Raw genomic sequence first — 19,797 nt, forward strand, 5'->3', positions numbered from 1 at the left:
GAGGCATGAGCCTTTACGAGCTTGCAATCCTAGGAAGCCCAGCCACCGAGGAGCGTGATGCCCTAACCGCGACCTTGCACGGAATGGTCGAGGATTTTGGTCTCGTGTTAGGCACCGACGTGCTCGTTTATGACGGAGGGACGGTGTCGGGTCGCGACAAGCGCGCCGCCTTTGCCGCCGTGTTTTTCGGTGCGGCGGCACCCACCGACATAGAGGCCGCGCACGAACTGGTGCTTGCGAGCGCGCCGATCATCCCAACTATCGCTGCCAATGGCGACTTCGCCCTGCATGTGCCAGAGTTTCTACAGTCAGCTAACGGTCTGAAACGTCGTGCCGACGATCCAGCAATGACCGAACTCGCGGCGGCGATGCTTGAGTGCGTTGGTTTGCTACGCAGGCAGCGCCGCGTATTCGTCAGTTATCGGCGGGTTGAATCTCGCGCCGCGGCGCTTCAGCTTCATGACTTGCTCAACGCTCGCGGCTTTGACGTCTTTCTCGACACACATGATATACGTCCGGGCGATCCCTTTCAGGACGTGCTATGGCACCGTCTAGTCGACTCTGACGTGATGGTCATGCTCGATACCCCTGGCTATTTTGATAGCCGCTGGACCCGACAAGAGATCGGTCGGGCGCGAGCGAAGGACATCCAAGTTCTTCGTGTGATCTGGCCTGAACATGTGCCAAGCAAGCTGACCGATATGGCCGAGACAGTTTATCTCGACCCTGCTGAGCTTACAGCATCTGACGGTCCGATAATCAATGATACGGCCGAATCGATAGTGCTTCGGGTGGAGCGGTTGCGGAGCCGGAGCATCGCGGCCCGCTATATGTCGATCACCGGCAAGCTTCGCGCTGATGTCGAGAAGATTGACGCTTCGGTCGAAGGTGTGGGCGCACATCGTGCAATCGCTGTGCGGTTGATCGGGGATCGCAAGGTTTGGGCCTATCCGATTGTTGGCGTGCCGACCGCCGAGATATTGAACGATGTTGCGGAGAAGGCGCGACGCGCCGAGCAAGGCGAAGTGCCGGTTCTCGTGTACGATCATCTCGGCATTCGCGACGCTTGGAGCGCTCACCTACGATGGTTGGATGAACAGATCTTATCCGTCCGCGCGATAAAGGTGTCTGAAGCAGGCTGGGCGCTCGCGGCATGGGAGGACTGAGCATGGCCGATGCTATCTTCCTTTCTGCCGGCGTTCCCGACCCGAAGCGGGGGCCGGAATATGCTGCCACAGCCGATAGTGTGGCGATCGGGGCCGCCGTGTCTGCTCTGGTCCATATTACGCTAGGACGTCGCCTTCTGGTCTGGGGCGGTCAGCCAGCCATCACGCCAATGATTTGGGTGGTCGCCCATGACATTGGTGTCGATTATGGGAGCTGGGTTCAACTCTATCAGTCGAGACACTTCAAGGACGAGTTCCCTGAAGACAACGAACGCTTCCGGAACGTCACCTACACGGACGACATTGAGGGCGACCGTGAGAAAAGCCTGTTGGCTATGCGAGAGCGCATGTTCTCAGAACATGTGTTCAAGGCTGCCGTGTTTATCGGCGGCATGGGTGGAATCATTCAAGAGTATGAACTGTTCCGTCGCTTGCAGCCGCAAGCCTCCGTGATTCCAATCATATCAACGGGAGGGGCGACCTTGGAGGTGGCGCAACGAATCGGCGCGTTGCCCGCCGATCTCACCAATGAACTAGACTATGTGGCACTCCTTCATCGCCATCTTGGCGTATCGGTTAAGGAGGAGCGTTTCAGAAGTCCCGCCGAGCAGCCAGCCGCCGAGGATGAACGTTTCTGGAGACCTCGTGCCAAGGAGTAAACGCGAGCAATGGCTTTTCTAAGGGAACGCGAGATGCGCGCACGTGCCCAGCGTCGCGCCGCAGCGCAGGGGGCGACGGTTGAAGAGGCACTCGGTCGTGCGGCTCGGCAGCGGTCTGGGCATTACGACATCTTCTTATCCCAAACGATACGCGACGCCGAGATCGTGCTTGGAGTTTATGACCTCCTCACCTCCGCGGGTTATAAGGTCTTTTGCGACTGGATTGAAGCTCCGGCAGCCGATCGCAGCCAGGTCACACCAGCAAACGCTGCGTTTGTGCGAGCGACGATGGGCGTGAGCGATTCCCTCTTGTTTCTCGATACCGAAGGCGCGGTCCAATCACTCTGGATGTGCTGGGAGCTAGGATGGTTCGATGCGGCAAAGGGCACAGTCGGCGTTCTTCCAGTGCTGGAGGAACACGAGCGCTACTATCGTGGACGAGAATTTCTGGGCCTCTACCCTTATGTCGAACTTGACGGTGAGGGCCGGCTCAAAGTGGTAAGGCCGGTAGTCGCGGGGCCAAGCGGTATCATGATGTTTGAGGCACCGAACTCCCGCTCATTCGATTCCTGGCGGGCGGATCGTCGAGACTTCATGCGTCCGCGCGTAGTCGGAGGGCTTGGACGATGAAACGTCAAACTTGCCGTATTCGGCGAAGACACCGCGCGGCCCCCGGTTTAACCCCGGCGCGACTAAATGGCGACCAGCTCGGCTATCTTAGTCGCGACATCTGCCATCGACTCTTCGGCAGTGCTCAGCCCGGCTCGGGAGGCTAGCAGAAGACTGACCTGCTCAAGCTCGTCATAGGTCGTTCCGTGAACGACCGGGACCAGCCGCTCACGCCGAAGGAGCGCCGAAAGTTCCTTGTCGGCGATGCCTTCCGCCGGAAGGCGTCGCAACATAGCCGGGGTCACTAAAACGATACCGACGCGCGAATTCACTAAGCCCTTGTCGATCGCCCGCATCATCGGCACCCCGAGGCCAAGATCCTTCTCACTGAACCACACGCGGACACCGCGCGCTTCGAGCAGATCATGCAGCTCTTTGGCGGAGCCCTGCCTGTCATCCCATGCGTGGCAAAGAAATACGTCTCGAAGGTCAGGCTGCGAGGCTGCCAGATTCTCAACGTTCTCTCGAACGGGCGTAAGCGCCTGCACTTGTTCGGGCGTGTACCACACAGCCGAGCCAGTTCCTGACCAACGCGGCTTTGAGGTGCGCCGCCCCGACCCGCCAGTGCTCCTTGAGGGCGAATATGAAGGTGCTGAGTATGATCCAGAGCTGCCATATCCGCTGCCGTAGCCACCGTAACCGCTGTAACGACCGTACCGGCTCCCGCATGCAGGACAGTCGGCTGCGGCGGCTGCTGAACGGTGCCCCCTCGATGGTGCAGTGCATCTAGCCATGTCTTTTCCTCTCCTTCGTCATTCCGCCAACTCGCGGATCATATTTTTGCGCTTTGCGGCCCATCTAAATTGACTGGTAAGTCGCATCGCGCACGTCGAAGACGAGCAATGCCTCACGCCTTACGCCTTCAATATCTCGAACAGATGGGTGGCAGAGGTGATCTTTGAATCCACATCCTATCCTGTAGTCGCGACCAATCTTGGAAACGCTGACCACGACCTCAGTTCCATCAGGCCCCTTTCCTCTGAGATAACCAATTCGCTTCTCTTTCGAACGAGCCAAGTAATTTCTCCTATATGAGACGGCTAGATGCGCGGCGTGATACGGGCTGCGGTGCGAATGTCCGCGATCTGCGTACCAATAGCCTGAAGGCTTTGGCGCATATCATTAAAGACCGGCTTTTCCGCATCAGGGTCGCTGATCGTCAGGATCGCTGTGAAAGGAACGCCTTCATCAGGCATAACTTCGCCGGTTCGTGTCAGGTATTCAATGAACAGACGCCAGTTCGATGATGGTCCAACGCCCTGTGGGAATGTCTTTCCAAAGACCTTGACCGGGCTCCACTTGAGATCATGCTCGATACGTTCAGCTTCTACCGCATGGGCACCACGAGAAGAAGGGAGGTACAATGGGTCCAATCGCCCCTTCCAACCTTTGGCTTGCTCCTGTTGAAGGGCGGCATCGATGTTGATCCTAACGAACTCCGAGCCGAATCTCGCGTCCAGCGGAGGTGTAGTTACAAGAGTGAGCTTCGCACGCCCCCGGCACTTTCCTCCTGGACCAACAAGTGACGCCGGCCACGGAAATCGGAAACTAATCTGCTGGCCGTGCTGAATACGAGATGCGAACACCAGAGTGATGGAGTGATCGCCAGTCTCCAAAATTCGCTCTGCAGAAGGTGGCATTCCAAAGCCGACCAAATGGCGAGCTACAGCCCCCAACTCCTTGGCGCGTAACGGCTCAGGTATCTCCGCATGGTGGACCAGCAAACCAATCAACGTTTCTCGCGATACTTCCCCTTCGATTGCATGATCAAGGGCCGCCGCTGTTTTTGCGACCAACGGCGAGGCGTAACTGGTCCCACAACCATCAGTGACCGTGCCATCTGGCAAAATGGAGAATAGGCCATGTCCCAATGTCGGATGCAGCGTGCCAGAGCCACCGACATGAGCGAGATCAGGCTTGACGCCAGAACGAAGCCCCGGCCCCCTGCGGCTGAAGCGGGTGGGTGCGAATGGCAGGCAACCCGCATGGTCAGGCGGGTTAACAGCCGCCACAGCGACGTTCCGGGCGCTTTCTGCCGGAGTGAGAAGACCATCGTTACGAGCAAGCGCCAGGTTAGCCAAAGCTGCCGCAGCGTCAGACGGCCACTCCGCTCGGAGATCCTGCGGCTGGATGTTGCCTGCCGACACGAACACCACAGCGTTATTTTCCTCCGCGAGACGATCCAGACGGACGGCGTGCGGACTATATCTGTCAGGCGCAGCAGGCTGAAGAATGTTCAGACTCATATTAAATACGCGCACACCATGTCGCGCACGGGCATCCGCCACAGCAGCATCCATTTCATCGAAGAAATGTGGAAGTCCGCCCGAATAATAGGATGCGAAAGCGCCCGCTTTCCTTTCGTTGGGAAAAATCGCGAGATCGACAAGCTCCGTCCCATCTGCCTCCGGGCATGTGGCTGCACCGTTGAGGCTGGAACCCGCCACCGCAAGGCCGCCAATAAACGTGCCGTGAGACAGGTCCATGTCTTCATCAGCAAGAACATCCCATCGATCGATAACCCAATCTGCCAATGTCGGGCTGAGACCTCCGTCAATGATTCCCAGCTTCGGATGGGAACGCCGACTGTCGCGAACGGGCATGGTGACATTATCCGGACGGACACGCGCAGGTGCCGGAGGCCGGGCCGAACGCACGACGATACCAGGCAGTTCAATGCGCTTCACCAGCGGGTGCTTGTCGAGAAAATCCAGCAGTCTACCGTGACGCTGAATATCTGGATCGAAGGGAGCCAGATCACGTCGCTCTTTGGTCGGCGTTCCAGTGAGGCGCAGAATTGCGCCATCACCAGCTTGATCAAGGCGTACTGCCAGCATCGGCAACTTGTTTCGCCCAATGGGCAAGCGCTCGACCGACATGCTGTAACCAAGACGGTTAAACCCGTTTACGAAGGATTCGACGAGACGACGATGGGAGTCATCAAGACGATCCCACTCAGATCGCGGAGGCACCACGTCAAACAACTCAACCTCATACCCACTGCCGGTCATGGGGTTTGAAAGCCAGGCAACGGCCTCCTCGACGGAAAACCTGCGCTTATCGGATGCCCCATAGAGTTCAATCCGCTCGATGGCCCCGGTTTCGCTCTTCTGAGCGGAAGGGTTGGGAACGTCCTTCCCCTTGTTTTCATCGAACTTCATGCGCGTCAGCGTTTCGGCTTTCCCGATCTCAGCCTTGACCTTCGCAAGCGCGGATGGATGCCCCTCGACAATCATGACGCCAAGGTCGCCACCTCCAACGACTGGTGCGCGGTCATTTCGGAACAGCGCCCCGACGGGACGATGACTTTTGGCCCAAGCCTCCCGTTTCAGGATTACCTTCACATAACCAATGGGACCTTGCGATTGCGCAGAAAGGACATCGGCTATCGTGTCGAGCTGGCTCATAAGCGCAGCCTTGTGTGCGCCAAAATCGCGATCCCGGTTGGCGAAGAAATCCTTGCGCCCGCCGCCGCCGCCGGCCTCGCGCGCCTCCTCGAAATTCTCCGGGTTGAGGACGATCTGAATAGGACTAGCCATGCGTCACCTCGCCATCACCCGATTTTCCGCCCTGACGACCAAGCCATCTGCTGATTGTGGATTTATCCTTCCCGGCGATATCCCCAATATCGCCCATGGAAAACGCAAGTGCGGGATCCTCATGCATCGCTCGAAAGAGGTTGGCCGGATCGTCAAACAAAAGTGCTCGCCGCTCGCTTTGAATGCGCGCTGCATTGAGCGTTGCGAATTGCCGGAGCGTATCTAGCAAGCCGCGACGATCCTCCTCTCGAACCGTCGTGGCTTTCTTGTAAGTACGAACAAGCGCTTCGATTTCCGCGCCAGTTGACCCTTCGGTAAACCACGCAATTAATCGGAGATGACTGTCCGGTGCCTGGACCGGCGGCATGAAGTGCTGCGCTATCGCCTTTCTCACAGCAAAATCGGGCTTCGGAATCTCTAGCTGGATCTCAAAGCGGCGCCAGACCGCAGGATCAAGAAGCTTAGGATGATTGGTGATACCAATGGTGAGACCAATATTCTGACGCACATCCAAGTTTTGAAGAAGTGCATTTACAACACGCTTTATTTCGCCGACCTCTTGCGGATCATCCCGCACCTTCGCAATTGCGTCGAATTCATCGAGCAGAAGAACACAGCGATAGCGGTTGGCAAACGTAAACAGATTCCCGATGTTCCTGGCTGTCGTCCCAAGAAACGAAGAGACCAGCCCATCCAACTTAACAAGTATCACTGGCAAATCCAGCTTGCGCGCGATCCAGAGAGCCAAGCGCGTCTTCCCGGTGCCTGGTGCTCCATAAACCAAGCAGGTTTTCGCCGGCGAAATGTCGACGGCTGACAGTGCTTCAAAGTTTGTCCACTCATCAATGATCGTGCTGACCGCTTGAGCAACGGTCGGATTGAACAATGGCGAATCTGCATTGATCTCTGCGGGAAAGATAATCTCCGCCAGCGGTGCCGCAGTTTCACGGTCCACGGGCACTGGCGTATTACGGCCCAGCACTTCACCGGGAAGCGTTGCGCGAGAGCGCTCGATACGGCTGGGAGCCATCTCTTTCAGGCGCTCCGCCGCAGCCAGTATGCCGCCAAGCGACGCCGCCTGCTTATCCTCTCCATCCTTACTCAAGGCATCACGCAATCGCTCGACCTGCTTGCGCAATGCTGGCGACGGCTCCGCCATGGCTGCCCGGCAAAGGGCCTGTATGATTGAGAAGTGCTCCATGTGCGCTAAATCCGTGATTTGATGCATGCTTAATGTCGTATGGTGCATATAATGCGACAAATGTTGCATGTCAATCAAAATTGTTGTATCTGCCTTCTTGCTCGATGCGTAACACTAGCCATCCGTTGCACATGAAGTGAGGCTTGTTGCAAAACCGGGCGTGGATCACGGCAAAACGAAAGGAATTCGCCAATGTCCAAAGGTAAGAGCAGTGGGGGCACCCATCACGTGGTCCCGAACCCGAAAGGCGGATGGGACGTCCGTCGCGGAGGCAGCGACCGATCGAGCGGCCATTTCAACATCAAACAGGATGCAGTGGATCGTGGTCGTCAGATCAGCAGAAATGCCGAGACGGAACTGAAAATCCATAACCGGGATGGCCGGATCGGACAGTCAGACTCGCATGGAAATGATCCTCGCAACATCAAAGGATAGCCGAAACCCCTCCATGGCTACCCAAAGGCGCGCGATCGGCACCTATAGCTGCCGATCGCCGCACAGACTAAACTTTCATATCTGTAATCAGATGCTTATGACGACTTCATAGTGCTCATCTTCGTCGGGCACTGCCCGCCAGCGCCTTCGCCCCTTCCGCAACGCCGCCGAACCTGGCCCGGAACCTTGGCCGTGACGGTTGCGTTCCAACTCCCGCTGACTGCGTGCGCAAGGTGCGATCGGGCCTGTCCGGTCCTTTCGCGCGCGGTCTGCCACTGACTCATCGGGAGAAGGCATGATGAAGAAGACTGCACTGGCCATTTTGCTGGCCGGATCCGTTTCGCTGGGTGCGTGCAGCACTTACAACAATGACGGCATGGCCGACGCCGCCACGGGCGCCGCGGTCGGCGCAGGCGTCGGCGCGGTCGCGGGTGCGGCGCTCCCGGGTGTCAGCACGATCGCGGGCGCCGCGGTCGGTGCCGCGGTCGGCGGTCTCGCCGGCGCGGTGTGGGCCGATCGCAACAACGACGGCTATGCCGACGGCTACGTCCAGAACGGGCAATATTATCAGGGTGCTCCGTCGGGTTGGGACAGCACCACCGGCCGCGTGGCGACCGGGGCGATCGGCGGCGCGGCGCTGGGCGCGGTGGCCGGCGCGGTGATCCCGGGCGTCAGCGTCCTGACCGGTGCGGTCGCGGGCGCGGTAGTCGGCGGTCTCGCCGGCGCGGTCTGGGCCGACAACAACAATGACGGCCAGGTCGACGGCTACGTCTACAACGGCCAATATTATCAGGGTGCGCCGCCGCAGGCCGCCCCGGCGCCGGCTCCGGCCCCGGCTCCGACCTACAGCGCCCCCGTGCGCAGCGGCGAGCGCGGCTAAGCGTCCGCGTTCCCGTGACAGGCTTCGCGTATCCGAAGTCGTTTTCGCGTGCCGGTCGCCTCGCGCGGCCGGCACGTCTGTTCTGCGCGCTGGCGTTGCCCGCGCTGCTGGCGAGCGCGCCGGCCGCGGCGGCGATCGCGCGACCGGCCACGGTGGCGCCATCTGCGACCGGTCAGTCGGTCGACGATTTCTATGCCGCGCGCGGCGGCCAGCCGCTGTGGCTGGCGCCGGGCAATGAAGGCGCGGCCGAGGCCCTGCTCACGTTGCTGCGCGACGCCCGCGTCGACGGGCTCGACCCCGCCACCTATCATGTCGCCGACATCGAACGCTCTTTCTGGAAGCGCGATCGGCGCGCGCAGGAAGTGCTGCTGAGCCGCGCGTTCGGCGCCTACGTCCGCGACCTCAAGTTCCGCGCCAACGACCTTGGCACCATCTTCGTCGATCCGGCGCTGCGTCCAGCGGCGCCCAGCCCGCGTGCCGCGCTCGAGGCCGCCGCCGCCGCGCCCTCGCTTACCGCCTATCTCCAGGCGATGGGCTGGATGCATCCTTATTACGCCGCGCTTCGCCGCGACATCCTGCAGGCGGCCGACGAGCCCGCGCGCCAGCTCCTCGCCGTCAACCTCGAGCGCGCGCGCCTGCTGCCCGCGCCCGATGCCGGCCGGTATGTGCTCGTCAACGCCGCCGAGCAAAGGCTGACGATGTGGGAGCAGGGCGCCACCGTCGATTCGATGAAGGTCGTGGTCGGCAAGCCGATCTACCCGACCCCGATGATGGCGGGGCTGATCCGCTACACGGTGTTGCGGCCCTATTGGAACGTCCCGGCCGACCTCGCCGCCGAGCGGGTCGCGCCGTTCGTGGTCAAGTCGGGCGTCGGCTATCTCAGGCAGCACGGCTACCGGTTGCTGTCGGACTGGTCGGACAATGCGACGATCGCCGATCCGACCAAGGTCGACTGGGCGGGGGTGGCCGCGGGCCGAATCCAGGTCCGGCTGCGGCAGGAACCCGGCGCGGGCAATTCGATGGGGGTGATGAAGTTCATGTTCCCCAACGAGCAGGGCATCTACCTCCACGACACGCCCTCGACCGAATTGTTCGGCGAGGCGTCGCGGTTGTTCTCTGGCGGGTGCGTCCGGCTCGAAGCCGCGCCGCGGCTGGCGCAGTGGCTCTACGGCCGTTCGCTCAAGGCCGCCGGGGCGACGCCCGAGCAGCAAGTGCCGCTCGACCGGCCCGTCCCCGTCTACATTACCTATTTGACCGCGGTGCCGAGCGGCGACGGCGTTTATGCGGTCCACGACGACATCTACAAACGCGACGCGAGCCGGATGGTGGTGCTGTTCGGCGGCAGTGCCGCGCCGACGCGGGCAGTCGCCGCGCGCTAGCGGCGCGACCAGTTGGCGATGTAGGTGATCTCGTCGGGGCGTGGGCGGCCCGCCGAGTCGCGCGCGGGGGCGAAGCGCAGGCGGGGCACCAGCATCTGGCAGATGACCGCATCGAGTTCGGAGTCGCCGCTGCTCTGTCGCGCCCGGCAGTCGGTCGCGCGGCCGCTCGCGTCGACCCTGATCGCATAAGCGGCGCTGCCGGCGGGAACGTCGTAGGAGCGGATCACGCGATAGTCGGGGCGAGCCAACCCGCCGCCGAGCCAGCGCGCCCCGGTGCCGCGACCGACCCCGTCACCCTGCCCGCCGTTGCCGCCTCCGCCAATCCCGGCACCGTTGGCGCCCGCGCCATTGCCCGTACCGGACTGGAGCCCGGCGCCGCTCGACTGGTCGCGTCCCGTCACTGGCGCGGGTTCGCGCGCGACCGGTAGCGGGGTGGGCAGCGGGCGTGGCGGGACCGGCAGGATGACCGGCGCGGGCTTGGCCGCGAGGTCGGTCGCCCCTTCGGCTTCCTTGGGCGCGGCCTGCGTCTCGCGCGCCGGCGGTGGGAGTGGAGTCGGCGGAGGCGGCGCGACGTCGAAGGTGGTCAGCTGGTCGCGCGCGGCGCGGATGAGGGCGGGGCCGCGCAAGCCGGCGATCAGCGCCAGCCCGAGCGCGAGGTGCACGCCGAGCACCAATCCGAGGGACTTGGCGCGGTCGCGGCGGTCGGTGCGGTAAGGCATGACGCAGCCATCAACGCACGTTGCCGGCTCGGGTGTCAGCGTGCGTCCTCGACCCCGGCGAGGAAGCCGGCGAGTACGCGGTTGAAGATCGCCGGCTGCTCGATGTTGCTGAGGTGGCCGGCGCCGACGATCTCGACCAGCGCCGCATGGGGAATGCGGTCTTTGAGGTCCTCGCTCAGCGCCGGGGGCGTGATGGCGTCCTCGCTGCCGCACAGGATCAGCACCGGGCAGCGAATGAGACTAACCCGCTCGCGCTGGTCGGCGAGCCACACCGCCGCTGCGCCCTGGACGTAGGCCGCGGGGTCGATCGCCGCCATCGTCTCGATCAGGTTGGCCTGCAGCACCGCCGAGGTTCCCGGAGCAACCAGCGCGCCGACCCGCGCCTCGGCCAGCCCGCGCATGCCGAGATTGGCGGCGGCGGCGACCGAGCGATCGTGGATCGCCTGCCCGTCGGGATGCCGTGCGAAGCTGTCGGCGAGAATGAGCGAGGCACAGCGCTCGGGCGCCGCGGCATACATCGCGATGGCTACCACCCCGCCGAGCGACAGGCCGCACAGGTGCGCGTTCTCGATGCCGAGCGCGTCGAGCGCGGCCCAGCAGGAAGCGGCGAAGTCGTCGAGCCCGGCGCCGGCGCGCGGCGCGCTGTCGCCATAGCCGGGATAGTCGAGCGCGACCGTCCGCCGCTCTCCACCGAAGGCGTCGAGCTGGGGCTGCCACACGCTCTTGTCCGAGCCGACCCCGTGGAGAAGCACCAGCGATGTTCCGCCATGGCCCTGTTCGATCAGGCCAATCCGGCCGGCATCCGTGTCGATCGCTCCCATCGGCCTGCTCTTGGCAGGTCGGGGTCGCGGCGGCTAGCCGTGGGGAATGACCCGGATGACCGTCAACGGCCAGGCACTCGAATATAAGCTCGACCCGCAGACGCCCTTGCTGTGGGCGCTGCGCGAGGCGTCGAACCTCACCGGCACCAAGCACGGCTGCGACGACGGCGGCTGCGGCGCCTGCACGGTGATCGTCGACGGGCGCGCGCAGCTCAGCTGCCAGTTACCGCTCGGCTCGCTCGAGGGGTCGGTGGTGACGACCATCGAAGGGCTGTCGGCGGATCGCGCGCATCCAGTGCAGCAGGCGTGGCTGGCCGAGCAGGTCACCCAGTGCGGCTTTTGCGAGCCGGGCTTCATCATGGCGATCGCGGCGCTGCTGCAGGCGAGCCCGCGGCCGAGTCGCGAGCAGATCGAGGCGCTGCCCAATCGCTGCGCCTGCGGGGCGCAACCGCGAATCCTGAAGGCGATCGCGCGCGCTTCGGCGGCGCTCGCCCAGCCCGCCCCGTCGGTGAACGTTGCGCTACCGAAGCGTTAAGCCGCCGCTCATCGGCAAAGGCGCAATTGGCGGCTAACGACCTTTAGCTAAGCGAGTGTGAACCATGCGTTTTCTCATTCCCCTGCTGCTTCTTTCGGCCGCGACTCCGGCGCTGGCCGACCCCGGTGATCAGGATCATCGCGACGCCCGCGCCGCTCGTGTCGAGCAGCGCCAGGAACAGCGGCAGGAGCGCGCCGAGCGCCCGCAGCCGCGGTTCGAGCGGCCCGCTCCGGCGGCCCCCCAGGTCCAGCGCGTCGACGCGCCGGCGCCGCAGTTCGATCGCTCGCAGCGCCGCTTCGACGGCGGGCGTCCAGCCGATCCCAATGGCGGCCAGCGTTGGCAGGGCCGCGGCGGTCAGCAGCCGCAGCCGCCGGTGTTCAACGGCGCGCCCGGCCAGCCGACCCCCAACAATGTCGCCGACTGGCGTTCGCGCGATCGCCGCGGCGGTGACCGTCCCAACGCGACTGCCCCCAGCCCGGTGGTGCGGATCGACGGCGGCACCTACGGCTATCGCGACGGGCGCGATCCCAACCGTGACGGCCGCTGGCAGGGCCGCGATGGGCGCGATGGACGCAATAACGGCACGTGGACCGGGCGCGACGGGCGTTATAATGGCACGTGGACCGGTCGTGACGGCCGCAACGGTGGCAACTGGAGCCGCGACTGGCGCCGTGACCCGCGCTACGACTGGCAGCGCTATCGCAACGCCAACCGCTCGATCTTCCGGATCGGCGCCTACATCGATCCGTTCGGCTGGGGCTATCAGCAGATCGGGATCGGCTATCAGCTCTACCCGAACTATTATTCGGACCAATATTGGCTGAGCGATCCGAGCTACTACAGCCTGCCGCCGGTCAGCTGGCCCTATCGCTGGGTGCGATATTACGACGACGCGCTGTTGATCGACGTGCGCGACGGCCGGGTGGTCGACGCGATCCAGTCCTTCTTCTGGTAGAGCGGGACACCCCCCTCATCGAAGCGGGCGTTGCCTTGAGGGGCAGCGCCCGTTTTCGTATCGACAACCCCAATTCACTCAATCGAGGTTTGCCGATGACCCGCCTGCTCCTGTTGTCCGCCAGCCTCGTGTCGCTCGCCGCCTGCGCGACGACGCCCGCGCCGGCGCCCGCGCCGCTCGCACCCGACAACCTCACCGACATCGTCACCCCGCCGCCGGCCCCGGCCCCGGCCGCGACGGCGCAAAGCGAGCATGCCAAGCTGTTCGCCATCTTCACCGCCAGCGACGAGGCGAGCCTCAAGCGCAATCCATTGAACGCGCTGTTCCGCGGCGACATGCGCTATGCCGACCAGCTCGGCGACAGCATCACCGACGCTTATTACGCCGGCGAGAAAGCGGCGGCCGAGCATGATCTGGCGGCGCTGCAGACGGTGAACCGGGCGGTGCTCGATGAGACCGACCAGCTCGCCTACGATACCTTCAAATTTTCGACCGAGGACACGCTGCGCGGGCTCCAGCCCGACCTGCTGGCGCTGACCAAGGTGCGGCCGATGAACCACTTCTACGGCTTCCACACTTTCTACCCGACCTTCGCGAGCGGCAAGGGCGCGGCGCCGTTCAAGACGCTCAAGGATTATGAGGACAACCTCACTCGCCACCACCAGGCGGTGGTCTATATCGACCGGGCGATCGGCCGCTGGCGCGAGGGGCTGGCGAGCGGCGTGGTCGACACCAAGCTGACCGTCCGCAACATGATCGAGCAGCTCGACACGCAACTGAAGCAGCGGCCCGAGGATTCGCCTTACTACGGCCCGGTCAAGGAATTCCCCGCCGGGATCAGCGCCGCCGACCAGGCGCGACTGCGGACGGCGACGCGGCAGGCGATCGTCACCGAGCTTTACCCGGCGCTGACCAAGCTGCGGAATTTCCTGCGCGACGAATATCTGCCGCACGCGCGCGACAGCGTCGGGCTCAGCCAGATGAAGGGCGGGGACCAGCTTTACCGCTACCTCGTCAAGTCGACGACCACGCTCGACATGAGCCCGGAGGAGATCCACCAGCTCGGCCTGTCCGAGGTCGCGCGGATCACCGCCGGCTTCGAAGGCGTCCGCAAGGAAGTCGGCTTCAAGGGCACGCTGCCGCAATTCTTCGACTATATGCGCACCGCCAAGCGCTTCCAGCCGCAGAGCCGCGAGAGCCTGACGCAGGACTATTACCGGATCGGCAAGGCGGTCGAGGCGCAGACCCCGCGCTTCTTCAGCACGCTGCCCAAGGCGCCGCTGGTGATCCGCCCCTACGAGCCGTTCCGCGAGAAGTTCGAGGCCGGCGGCTCGTATGAGCAGGGCACGGTCGATGGCAGCCGGCCCGGCACCTTCTACTTCAACGCCTATGACCTCCCGTCGCGCAGCACGTGGGAGGAGACGACGCTGTTCCTCCACGAGGGTGAGCCGGGCCACCACTTCCAGATCAGCCTAGCGCAGGAGAACAAGGACTTGCCCGAGTTCATGCGCTTCGGTGGCAACACGGCATATGTGGAAGGCTGGGCGCTTTATTCGGAGACGCTCGGCTACGAGATGGGCTTCTACAAGGACCCCTATCAGCGCTTCGGCACCTTGAATGACGAGATGTTGCGGGCGATGCGGCTGGTGGTGGACACGGGCATCCATTCCAAGGGTTGGACCCGCGACCAGGCGATCGCCTACATGCTTGGCCATTCGGGGATGAGCCGGACCGACGCCACCGCCGAGGTCGAGCGCTACATCGCCATTCCCAGCCAGGCGCTCGCCTACAAGCTGGGCGCGCTGACCATCCAGCGGCTGCGCAAGAAGGCCGAGACCGAGCTCGGGCCCAAGTTCGACATCCGCGAATTCCATGCGCAGGTGCTGATGACCGGCGCGCTGCCGCTCACGATCCTCGAGCAGAAGATCGACCGCTGGATTGCGAGCAAGAAGGCGGCGTGAGGCTTAGCCCGGCAGTCCGATCAGACTGATCTGGCGGCCGTAGCTCGGCTCGCCGCGGTGGGTGGCGCGGCGGTAGCTGTAGAAAGCATCCTCCTGCGCATAGGTGTCCTGCCCGAGCGCTTCGACCTTGCGGATGCCCGCGGTCGCCAACCGCGCGACGACGTAGCTTTCGAGGTCGAAGTGCGGCTTGCCCGCGGGCCCTTCGGCGAAGAAGCGCTCGGCGGCGGGATCGTCGCGCAGGAACGGTTCGGGGAAGGCGTGGTCGACCTCGTAGCTGGCTCTCGCGATGCACGGGCCGACCGCGGCAGCGATCCGCTCGCGGCGGGCGCCCAAGCGCTCCATCGTCGCGATCGTCGAATCGGTGACTCCGGCCAGCGCGCCCTTCCACCCGGCGTGCGCGGCACCGACCACGCCGGCCTCGACATCGGCGAACAGCACCGGCGCGCAATCGGCGGTAAGGATGCCGAGGAGGATGCCGGGTCGGTCGGTCACCAGCGCGTCGGCGTGGGGCCGGTCGCTATCGGGCCAGTCGCCCGCGACGACCGCCACGGCCGAATGGACCTGGTGCGGCGAGACGATCCGCGCGCCGGGCAGCACCGCGTCGGCGGCGATCCGGCGGTTGGCGCGGACGATCCGCAAATCCTCGCCGCTGCCCCAGCCGCAATTGAGACTCGCCATCGCGCCGGTGCTGCGGCCACCGATGCGGCCGAGGAAGCCGTGCGCCACGCCGCCAAGCGCCGGCGCACGCCACACCCGCGGCGCCGGCCCAAGCTCGCGCGACCAGACCCGGTCCTCGTCGGGGTGCTCGCCGACCATGAAGGTGACGGGCCCGCGGTCCACGAAGCCATATTGCGCGTAGAACGCCTGCGCGCGGTGGTTCTCGCCGAACACCGACAGCGCGATCCGCTCCGCGTCGCGGTGGCGGGCCTCGTCGATCACCCACGCCATCAGCCGCTGGGCAAGGCCGGAGCCGTGGGCGGCCTTGAGCAGATAGAATTGCTTGAGCTCGATCGTCCCGTCGGCGGGCACGTGGGGCAGCTTGTTGGGGCCGACCTTGGCGTAGCCGACGATGTCACCGTCACGCTCGCCGACCTGGAAGGCGTAGGCCGGGTTGCCGAGCTCGGCGCCCCAGGCTTCCGGCGTGAACTCGGCGAGGAAGGTCGCGAGATCGCGCGGGTGATAAAGGTGCGCGAAGGTGTCGCAGAAGCTGGTGCGGAAGACGTGGTCGATCGCGGGCAGGTCGGCGGCGGTCGCGGGGCGGACGGTGAGGGCGGTGGTCATAGGCCCGCGACTTTTGGCCAGTCGGGCGCGCGGATGGCAAGCAGCTTGAACAGGCTGCCCATCTGGTCGGGACGGCACAGCCGCGCCCGCGCCGCCTCGATCTCCTCGGCGCGGTCGGGGGCGGCGTTGGCCAGTGCGCGGGCGCGGGCCATGATCCCGAGCCGCTCGAGCCAGCCGCCCTGCTCGGCGGGGCCGTCGACCGCGGCGTCGGCCGCGCGCGCCACCTCGGCGACGCGCTGGAAGTCGACATGGGAGGTGAGGTCCTGCTCGCCCGGGTCGGCCAGCACCGGCGCGAAGCGATGTCCCCGCACCGCTTGCAGCGTGTCGCCCGGCGCGGTCCGCTCGTGGCCATAGTCGATCACCAACGCGATCCCGCCCTGCGCCACGAGCCGTTCGCTCAACGCCCGCACCACCCCGTCGCGTGCGGGCGAATCCTCGACGATCGCCCCGTCACGATCGAACGCCAGGTGCCCGCCAGTCAGCACGACCTTGCGCTCCATGCCGTCGGCGAACTGGCGGATCGGGAGGGCGTCGAGGAATTCGTTGGCGACCATCAGTAGCGGGCCGTCGCTCGGTAGGTGGGCGATGCTGTCATAATGCGACGCGCCCGGCGCCGCTGCGAGCTGCGCGGCGCGCAGCGTCTCGCTGGTTTCGACGAAATGCACCGGCGGCGTCAGCCCGGCCGAACGCATCACCCGCAGCGCATCGCTCGCCAGCGTGCCGCGCCCCGGTCCGAGCTCGACGTAGCGCGCCTGTTCCGGCCGGCCGGCGCGCGCCCAGGCGTCCGCCAGCGCCGCGCCGACCAGCTCGCCGAACATCTGGCTGATCTCGGGCGCGGTGGTGAAATCGCCCCCCGCGCCGAGCGGATCGCGGGTGGCGTAATAATAGTCGTTGCAGGCCTCCATATAGGCCTCGAGCGGGAGCCCGCCGGCGCCCCGGATCCGCTCGCGGACGGCGCGCTCGAACGGAGTCAGGCCACGCTCTCCGTGCCCGCGATCGGCTCGACCCGGTGGCGGCGGCCCTTGGCGGTGGCGATGAGGTAGACGCCGCCGAGGATCATCGGCACGCACAGCCACTGGCCCATGTGCAGCCCGGTCGCGCGGGCGAAGCCGACCAGTTGCTCGTCGGGCTCGCGGATGAACTCCACCCCGAAGCGGAAGATGCCGTAGAAGAGCAGGAAGGTGCCGACCAGCTTGCCCGGCTCGTAGCGGGCGCGGGTCTTCCAGAACATCACCCAGAGGATGGCGAACAAAGCGAGGCCTTCGAGCGCGGCTTCATAGAGCTGGCTGGGGTGGCGCGGCGGGCCGATCACCGTCATCCCGCCGATCACCTCGGGGAAGCGGACCGCCCACGGCACGGTGGTCGGCGCGCCCCACAATTCGCCGTTCACGAAGTTGGCGAGGCGGCCGAAGAATAGCCCGATCGGCACCACGCAGGCGACATAGTCGTGCAGCCGCAGCCAGTTCAGCTTGTTCTTCCAGGCGAGGTAGATGATCCCGAGACTGGTCCCGACGACGCCGCCGTGGAAGCTCATCCCGCCGTCCCACAGCTTGAACATCTCAATCGGGTCGGCGAGATATTTGTCGAGGTTGTAGAAGAGGATGTAGCCGATCCGCCCGCCCAGGATCACGCCCAGCGCGGCGTAGAAGACGAGGTCGTCGGCGTGGCGGCGGGCCATCGGCGCGCCGGGCTCGCGGATCAGCCGGAGCATGTACCAGTAGCCGAGGAAGATGCCGGCGAGATAGGCCAGGCTGTACCAGCGCAGCTGGAAGAAGCCGAGGTCGAGCGCGACGGGCGAAAGGTGCAGGCTGGTCCAGGCAATGCCGTTGGTCGCCGCCGCCATCATTGTCATCGTTTAAGCTCTTCCCCGTTGCAGGTGCCCGCCTCATAAGGAGGGCGCAAGCAAGTGCCAAGGAGAGCCGGATGCCCAGTGAACTCGACCAACGCTACGATGCGGTGTTGGCGGCGGTCACGGGTCCGGGCGGGCGGATCGTCACGGGCGAGGACGCGCTGGGGCGAACGGTGGTCACCAACTTCCCGCCGACGCTGCCGGGCTTCTTCAAGGCCTTCTGCGGGCTGAACGGTGCGGTCGAGGCGGTGGTCGCGGGGGACGAGCGGCTGACCTTCGCCGAGCTCGACCGCGTCTCGGACGAACTGGCGCGGGCGCTGGTCCACATTCACGGGATCGAGAAGGGCGACCGGGTCGGCATTGCGATGCGCAATTGCCCGAGTTGGATCGTCAGCCACATGGCGATCCTCAAGGCCGGCGGCGTGTCGACCCTGCTCAACGGCTGGTGGCAGGGACATGAGATGGCCCATGCGCTCGAGTTGACCGAGCCCAGGCTGATCATCGCCGACACCCAGCGTGCGACGCGGATGGCGGCGGCGTGCGGCAAGTGGCCGACGGTGGCGCTGCCGATCGAGCAGCCGATCGGCGAGGCGCTGGCGCCGTTGCTCGGCGATGAGGTCGCCGCCGACGCCCCGCTGCCTGAGCTGTCGCCGACCGACGACGCGACCATCCTGTTCACCTCGGGCTCGACCGGCGAGGCCAAGGGCGCGGTGTCTACGCACGGCGCGGTGACCCAGGCGGTCTACACCTATGCGACCAGCCTGATGTGCCTGCTCGGCATCCTCGAGAGCCTGGGCGAGGGCCCCAAGAACCCGCCGCGGACGCTGGTCAGCGTGCCCTTCTTCCACGTCACCGGCGAAATCCCGGTGCTGCTCAACAGCTTCGTCATCGGGCGCGGCATGGTACTGATGCCGAAATGGGACGCGGGCGAAGCGCTGCGGCTGATCGAGAAGGAGAAGATCACCTACTTCGTCGGAGTCCCGACGATGAGCCTCGAGCTGATGAACCATCCCGAGCGCGACAAGCATGACCTCTCGACGCTGACCGACATCGCCGCCGGCGGGGCGCCGCGCCCGGTCGCGCACGTCCAGCGCTTGAAGGAGAGCTTCGACACCGCCCAGCCGGCGCTCGGCTACGGGCTGACCGAGACCAACGCGGTCGGCTGCGGCAATTACTGGGGCAATTACATCGCCAAGCCGGCCTCGACCGGGCGTTCGCTGCCGTTCGTCAAGGTCGCTATCCTCGGGGCCGGCGACGCGCCGCTGCCGCAGGGCGAGCGGGGCGAGGTCGGGATCAAGGCCGCCGCCAACATCAAGGGCTATTGGAAGAACCCGCTGGCGACCGCCGCTGCCTTCAGCGCCGACGGCTATATGAAGACCGGCGACATCGGCTATCTCGACGCCGACGGCTATCTGTTCATCGTCGACCGAAAGAAAGACATCATCATCCGCGGCGGCGAGAATATCAGCGCGGCCGAGGTCGAAGCGGCGATCTACGGCTCCGACCGGGTCGCCGAGGCAGCGGTGTTCGGGGTGCCCGACGAAAGGCTGGGCGAAGTGCCGATCGCGATCGTCCATCCGGCCGAGGGCGCGGCGTTGAGCGCGGACGAACTGCGCACCTTCCTCGAACCGCGACTGGCGAGCTTCAAGATTCCCGGCCGCTTCATCATCGCCGACCAGCCGCTGCCGCGGCTCGGCACCGGCAAGATCGACCGTGTCGCGCTGAAAGCGCAGTTCGCCGCCTGATGC

General features: G+C 64.9%; 18 protein-coding genes and 1 pseudogene. 10 read left to right on the forward strand and 9 right to left on the reverse strand.

Features of this window, described 5'->3' with window-relative positions:
* The first annotated feature begins 5 nt into the window (after window positions 1–5).
* From GCU42_RS12335 to GCU42_RS12345, 3 genes are read left to right on the forward strand one after another with little or no spacing between them, the layout of a single operon-like run.
* Entirely contained in the window at window positions 6–1,166 is a 1,161-nt protein-coding gene (locus tag GCU42_RS12335) for a Thoeris type III anti-phage system protein ThcB4 (RefSeq protein ID WP_114229175.1), read from the forward strand.
* Window positions 1,167–1,168: 2 nt separating this feature from the next.
* Window positions 1,169–1,825 carry a Thoeris type III anti-phage system protein ThcA gene (locus GCU42_RS12340; protein ID WP_056878445.1) on the forward strand — a complete coding sequence of 219 codons (657 nt, stop codon included), beginning with the start codon at window positions 1,169–1,171 and terminating at the stop codon, window positions 1,823–1,825.
* A 33-nt stretch (window positions 1,826–1,858) separates the two neighbouring features.
* Window positions 1,859–2,455 carry a toll/interleukin-1 receptor domain-containing protein gene (locus tag GCU42_RS12345; RefSeq protein WP_152569578.1) on the forward strand — a complete coding sequence of 199 codons (597 nt, stop codon included), beginning with the start codon at window positions 1,859–1,861 and terminating at the stop codon, window positions 2,453–2,455.
* Window positions 2,456–2,517: 62 nt separating this feature from the next.
* Here GCU42_RS12345 and GCU42_RS12350 read toward each other — a convergent pair whose 3' ends face one another.
* The 3 genes from GCU42_RS12350 to GCU42_RS12360 all read right to left on the reverse strand — a co-directional run bounded on the left by GCU42_RS12350 (window position 2,518) and on the right by GCU42_RS12360 (window position 7,303).
* Entirely contained in the window at window positions 2,518–3,003 is a 486-nt protein-coding gene (locus GCU42_RS12350) for a toll/interleukin-1 receptor domain-containing protein (protein WP_235577909.1), read from the reverse strand.
* Between the two features lie 531 nt (window positions 3,004–3,534).
* The gene (locus GCU42_RS12355) at window positions 3,535–6,033 is read right to left on the reverse strand and encodes a S8 family peptidase (RefSeq protein WP_114229177.1); all 2,499 of its coding nucleotides are present in this window, start codon (window positions 6,031–6,033) and stop codon (window positions 3,535–3,537) included.
* Window positions 6,026–7,303, reverse strand: coding sequence for an AAA family ATPase (locus GCU42_RS12360; protein WP_235577910.1), 1,278 nt, complete (start codon window positions 7,301–7,303; stop codon window positions 6,026–6,028). The genes GCU42_RS12355 and GCU42_RS12360 overlap by 8 nt, the downstream gene beginning before the upstream one ends.
* Before the next feature lie 123 nt (window positions 7,304–7,426).
* Here GCU42_RS12360 and GCU42_RS12365 point away from each other — a divergent pair, with 123 nt between their 5' ends.
* The 3 genes from GCU42_RS12365 to GCU42_RS12380 all read left to right on the forward strand — a co-directional run bounded on the left by GCU42_RS12365 (window position 7,427) and on the right by GCU42_RS12380 (window position 9,928).
* Window positions 7,427–7,669 carry a DUF2188 domain-containing protein gene (locus GCU42_RS12365; protein ID WP_081420087.1) on the forward strand — a complete coding sequence of 81 codons (243 nt, stop codon included), beginning with the start codon at window positions 7,427–7,429 and terminating at the stop codon, window positions 7,667–7,669.
* Window positions 7,670–7,964: 295 nt separating this feature from the next.
* Complete coding sequence (locus tag GCU42_RS15135) at window positions 7,965–8,549, forward strand: hypothetical protein (RefSeq protein WP_162789376.1); 585 nt, start codon at window positions 7,965–7,967, stop codon at window positions 8,547–8,549.
* A 14-nt stretch (window positions 8,550–8,563) separates the two neighbouring features.
* Window positions 8,564–9,928, forward strand: coding sequence for a L,D-transpeptidase scaffold domain-containing protein (locus tag GCU42_RS12380; protein WP_114229137.1), 1,365 nt, complete (start codon window positions 8,564–8,566; stop codon window positions 9,926–9,928).
* On the opposite strand, the gene GCU42_RS12385 is transcribed toward GCU42_RS12380, so the two are convergent.
* Both GCU42_RS12385 and GCU42_RS12390 read right to left on the reverse strand, forming a co-directional pair.
* Complete coding sequence (locus tag GCU42_RS12385; protein WP_114229136.1) at window positions 9,925–10,647, reverse strand: energy transducer TonB; 723 nt, start codon at window positions 10,645–10,647, stop codon at window positions 9,925–9,927. The two genes, GCU42_RS12380 and GCU42_RS12385, sit on opposite strands and share 4 nt — an antisense overlap.
* A 35-nt stretch (window positions 10,648–10,682) precedes the next feature.
* Complete coding sequence (locus tag GCU42_RS12390) at window positions 10,683–11,468, reverse strand: alpha/beta fold hydrolase (protein ID WP_114229135.1); 786 nt, start codon at window positions 11,466–11,468, stop codon at window positions 10,683–10,685.
* Between the two features lie 46 nt (window positions 11,469–11,514).
* On the opposite strand from GCU42_RS12390, the gene GCU42_RS12395 reads away from it, so the two are divergent.
* The 3 genes from GCU42_RS12395 (at window position 11,515) to GCU42_RS12405 (ending at window position 14,919) form a co-directional block, all read left to right on the forward strand.
* Window positions 11,515–12,003 (forward strand): (2Fe-2S)-binding protein, encoded by a 489-nt coding sequence (locus GCU42_RS12395; protein ID WP_114229134.1) that lies wholly within the window; start codon window positions 11,515–11,517, stop codon window positions 12,001–12,003.
* Between the two features lie 64 nt (window positions 12,004–12,067).
* A complete protein-coding gene (locus GCU42_RS12400; RefSeq protein WP_114229133.1) occupies window positions 12,068–12,958 on the forward strand; it encodes an RcnB family protein in 891 nt (296 codons plus the stop codon).
* Between the two features lie 95 nt (window positions 12,959–13,053).
* Complete coding sequence (locus tag GCU42_RS12405; protein WP_114229132.1) at window positions 13,054–14,919, forward strand: DUF885 domain-containing protein; 1,866 nt, start codon at window positions 13,054–13,056, stop codon at window positions 14,917–14,919.
* A 3-nt stretch (window positions 14,920–14,922) separates the two neighbouring features.
* Here the strand turns inward: GCU42_RS12405 and pgeF are convergent, their stop codons facing one another.
* The 4 genes and pseudogenes from pgeF to lgt form a co-directional block, all read right to left on the reverse strand.
* A complete protein-coding gene (gene pgeF / locus GCU42_RS15440; RefSeq protein WP_275887924.1) occupies window positions 14,923–15,735 on the reverse strand; it encodes a peptidoglycan editing factor PgeF in 813 nt (270 codons plus the stop codon).
* A gap of 63 nt (window positions 15,736–15,798) precedes the next feature.
* Window positions 15,799–16,200 (reverse strand): annotated as a pseudogene (locus GCU42_RS15445) (GNAT family N-acetyltransferase); the annotation flags it as partial.
* The gene (locus tag GCU42_RS12415; protein ID WP_114229130.1) at window positions 16,197–17,105 is read right to left on the reverse strand and encodes an SAM-dependent methyltransferase; all 909 of its coding nucleotides are present in this window, start codon (window positions 17,103–17,105) and stop codon (window positions 16,197–16,199) included. The pseudogene GCU42_RS15445 and the gene GCU42_RS12415, both read right to left, overlap by 4 nt.
* A 65-nt stretch (window positions 17,106–17,170) precedes the next feature.
* Window positions 17,171–18,052 carry a prolipoprotein diacylglyceryl transferase gene (lgt, locus tag GCU42_RS12420; RefSeq protein WP_114229129.1) on the reverse strand — a complete coding sequence of 294 codons (882 nt, stop codon included), beginning with the start codon at window positions 18,050–18,052 and terminating at the stop codon, window positions 17,171–17,173.
* Between the two features lie 71 nt (window positions 18,053–18,123).
* Between lgt and GCU42_RS12425 the strand changes: the two genes are divergently transcribed.
* Entirely contained in the window at window positions 18,124–19,794 is a 1,671-nt protein-coding gene (locus GCU42_RS12425; RefSeq protein WP_114229128.1) for a class I adenylate-forming enzyme family protein, read from the forward strand.
* Window positions 19,795–19,797: the final 3 nt, after the last annotated feature.

This window comes from Sphingomonas ginsengisoli An et al. 2013, from assembly GCF_009363895.1.
GTDB lineage: Bacteria > Pseudomonadota > Alphaproteobacteria > Sphingomonadales > Sphingomonadaceae > Sphingomicrobium > Sphingomicrobium ginsengisoli.

Excerpts from the sequence above, each read along its gene's own strand:
- GCU42_RS12415 (WP_114229130.1), bottom strand. The coding sequence starts at position 17,105 with ATGGAGGCCTGCAACGACTATTATTACGCCACCCGCGATCCGCTCGGC.
- GCU42_RS12340 (WP_056878445.1), top strand. The coding sequence starts at position 1,169 with ATGGCCGATGCTATCTTCCTTTCTGCCGGCGTTCCCGACCCGAAGCGG.
- pgeF (WP_275887924.1), bottom strand. The coding sequence starts at position 15,735 with ATGGTCGGCGAGCACCCCGACGAGGACCGGGTCTGGTCGCGCGAGCTT.
- GCU42_RS15135 (WP_162789376.1), top strand. The coding sequence starts at position 7,965 with ATGATGAAGAAGACTGCACTGGCCATTTTGCTGGCCGGATCCGTTTCG.
- GCU42_RS12345 (WP_152569578.1), top strand. The coding sequence starts at position 1,859 with ATGCGCGCACGTGCCCAGCGTCGCGCCGCAGCGCAGGGGGCGACGGTT.
- GCU42_RS12360 (WP_235577910.1), bottom strand. The coding sequence starts at position 7,303 with ATGCAACATTTGTCGCATTATATGCACCATACGACATTAAGCATGCAT.
- GCU42_RS12425 (WP_114229128.1), top strand. The coding sequence starts at position 18,124 with ATGCCCAGTGAACTCGACCAACGCTACGATGCGGTGTTGGCGGCGGTC.
- GCU42_RS12355 (WP_114229177.1), bottom strand. The coding sequence starts at position 6,033 with ATGGCTAGTCCTATTCAGATCGTCCTCAACCCGGAGAATTTCGAGGAG.
- GCU42_RS12390 (WP_114229135.1), bottom strand. The coding sequence starts at position 11,468 with ATGGGAGCGATCGACACGGATGCCGGCCGGATTGGCCTGATCGAACAG.
- lgt (WP_114229129.1), bottom strand. The coding sequence starts at position 18,052 with ATGACAATGATGGCGGCGGCGACCAACGGCATTGCCTGGACCAGCCTG.
- GCU42_RS12335 (WP_114229175.1), top strand. The coding sequence starts at position 6 with ATGAGCCTTTACGAGCTTGCAATCCTAGGAAGCCCAGCCACCGAGGAG.
- GCU42_RS12400 (WP_114229133.1), top strand. The coding sequence starts at position 12,068 with ATGCGTTTTCTCATTCCCCTGCTGCTTCTTTCGGCCGCGACTCCGGCG.
- GCU42_RS12395 (WP_114229134.1), top strand. The coding sequence starts at position 11,515 with ATGACCCGGATGACCGTCAACGGCCAGGCACTCGAATATAAGCTCGAC.
- GCU42_RS12385 (WP_114229136.1), bottom strand. The coding sequence starts at position 10,647 with ATGCCTTACCGCACCGACCGCCGCGACCGCGCCAAGTCCCTCGGATTG.
- GCU42_RS12405 (WP_114229132.1), top strand. The coding sequence starts at position 13,054 with ATGACCCGCCTGCTCCTGTTGTCCGCCAGCCTCGTGTCGCTCGCCGCC.
- GCU42_RS12365 (WP_081420087.1), top strand. The coding sequence starts at position 7,427 with ATGTCCAAAGGTAAGAGCAGTGGGGGCACCCATCACGTGGTCCCGAAC.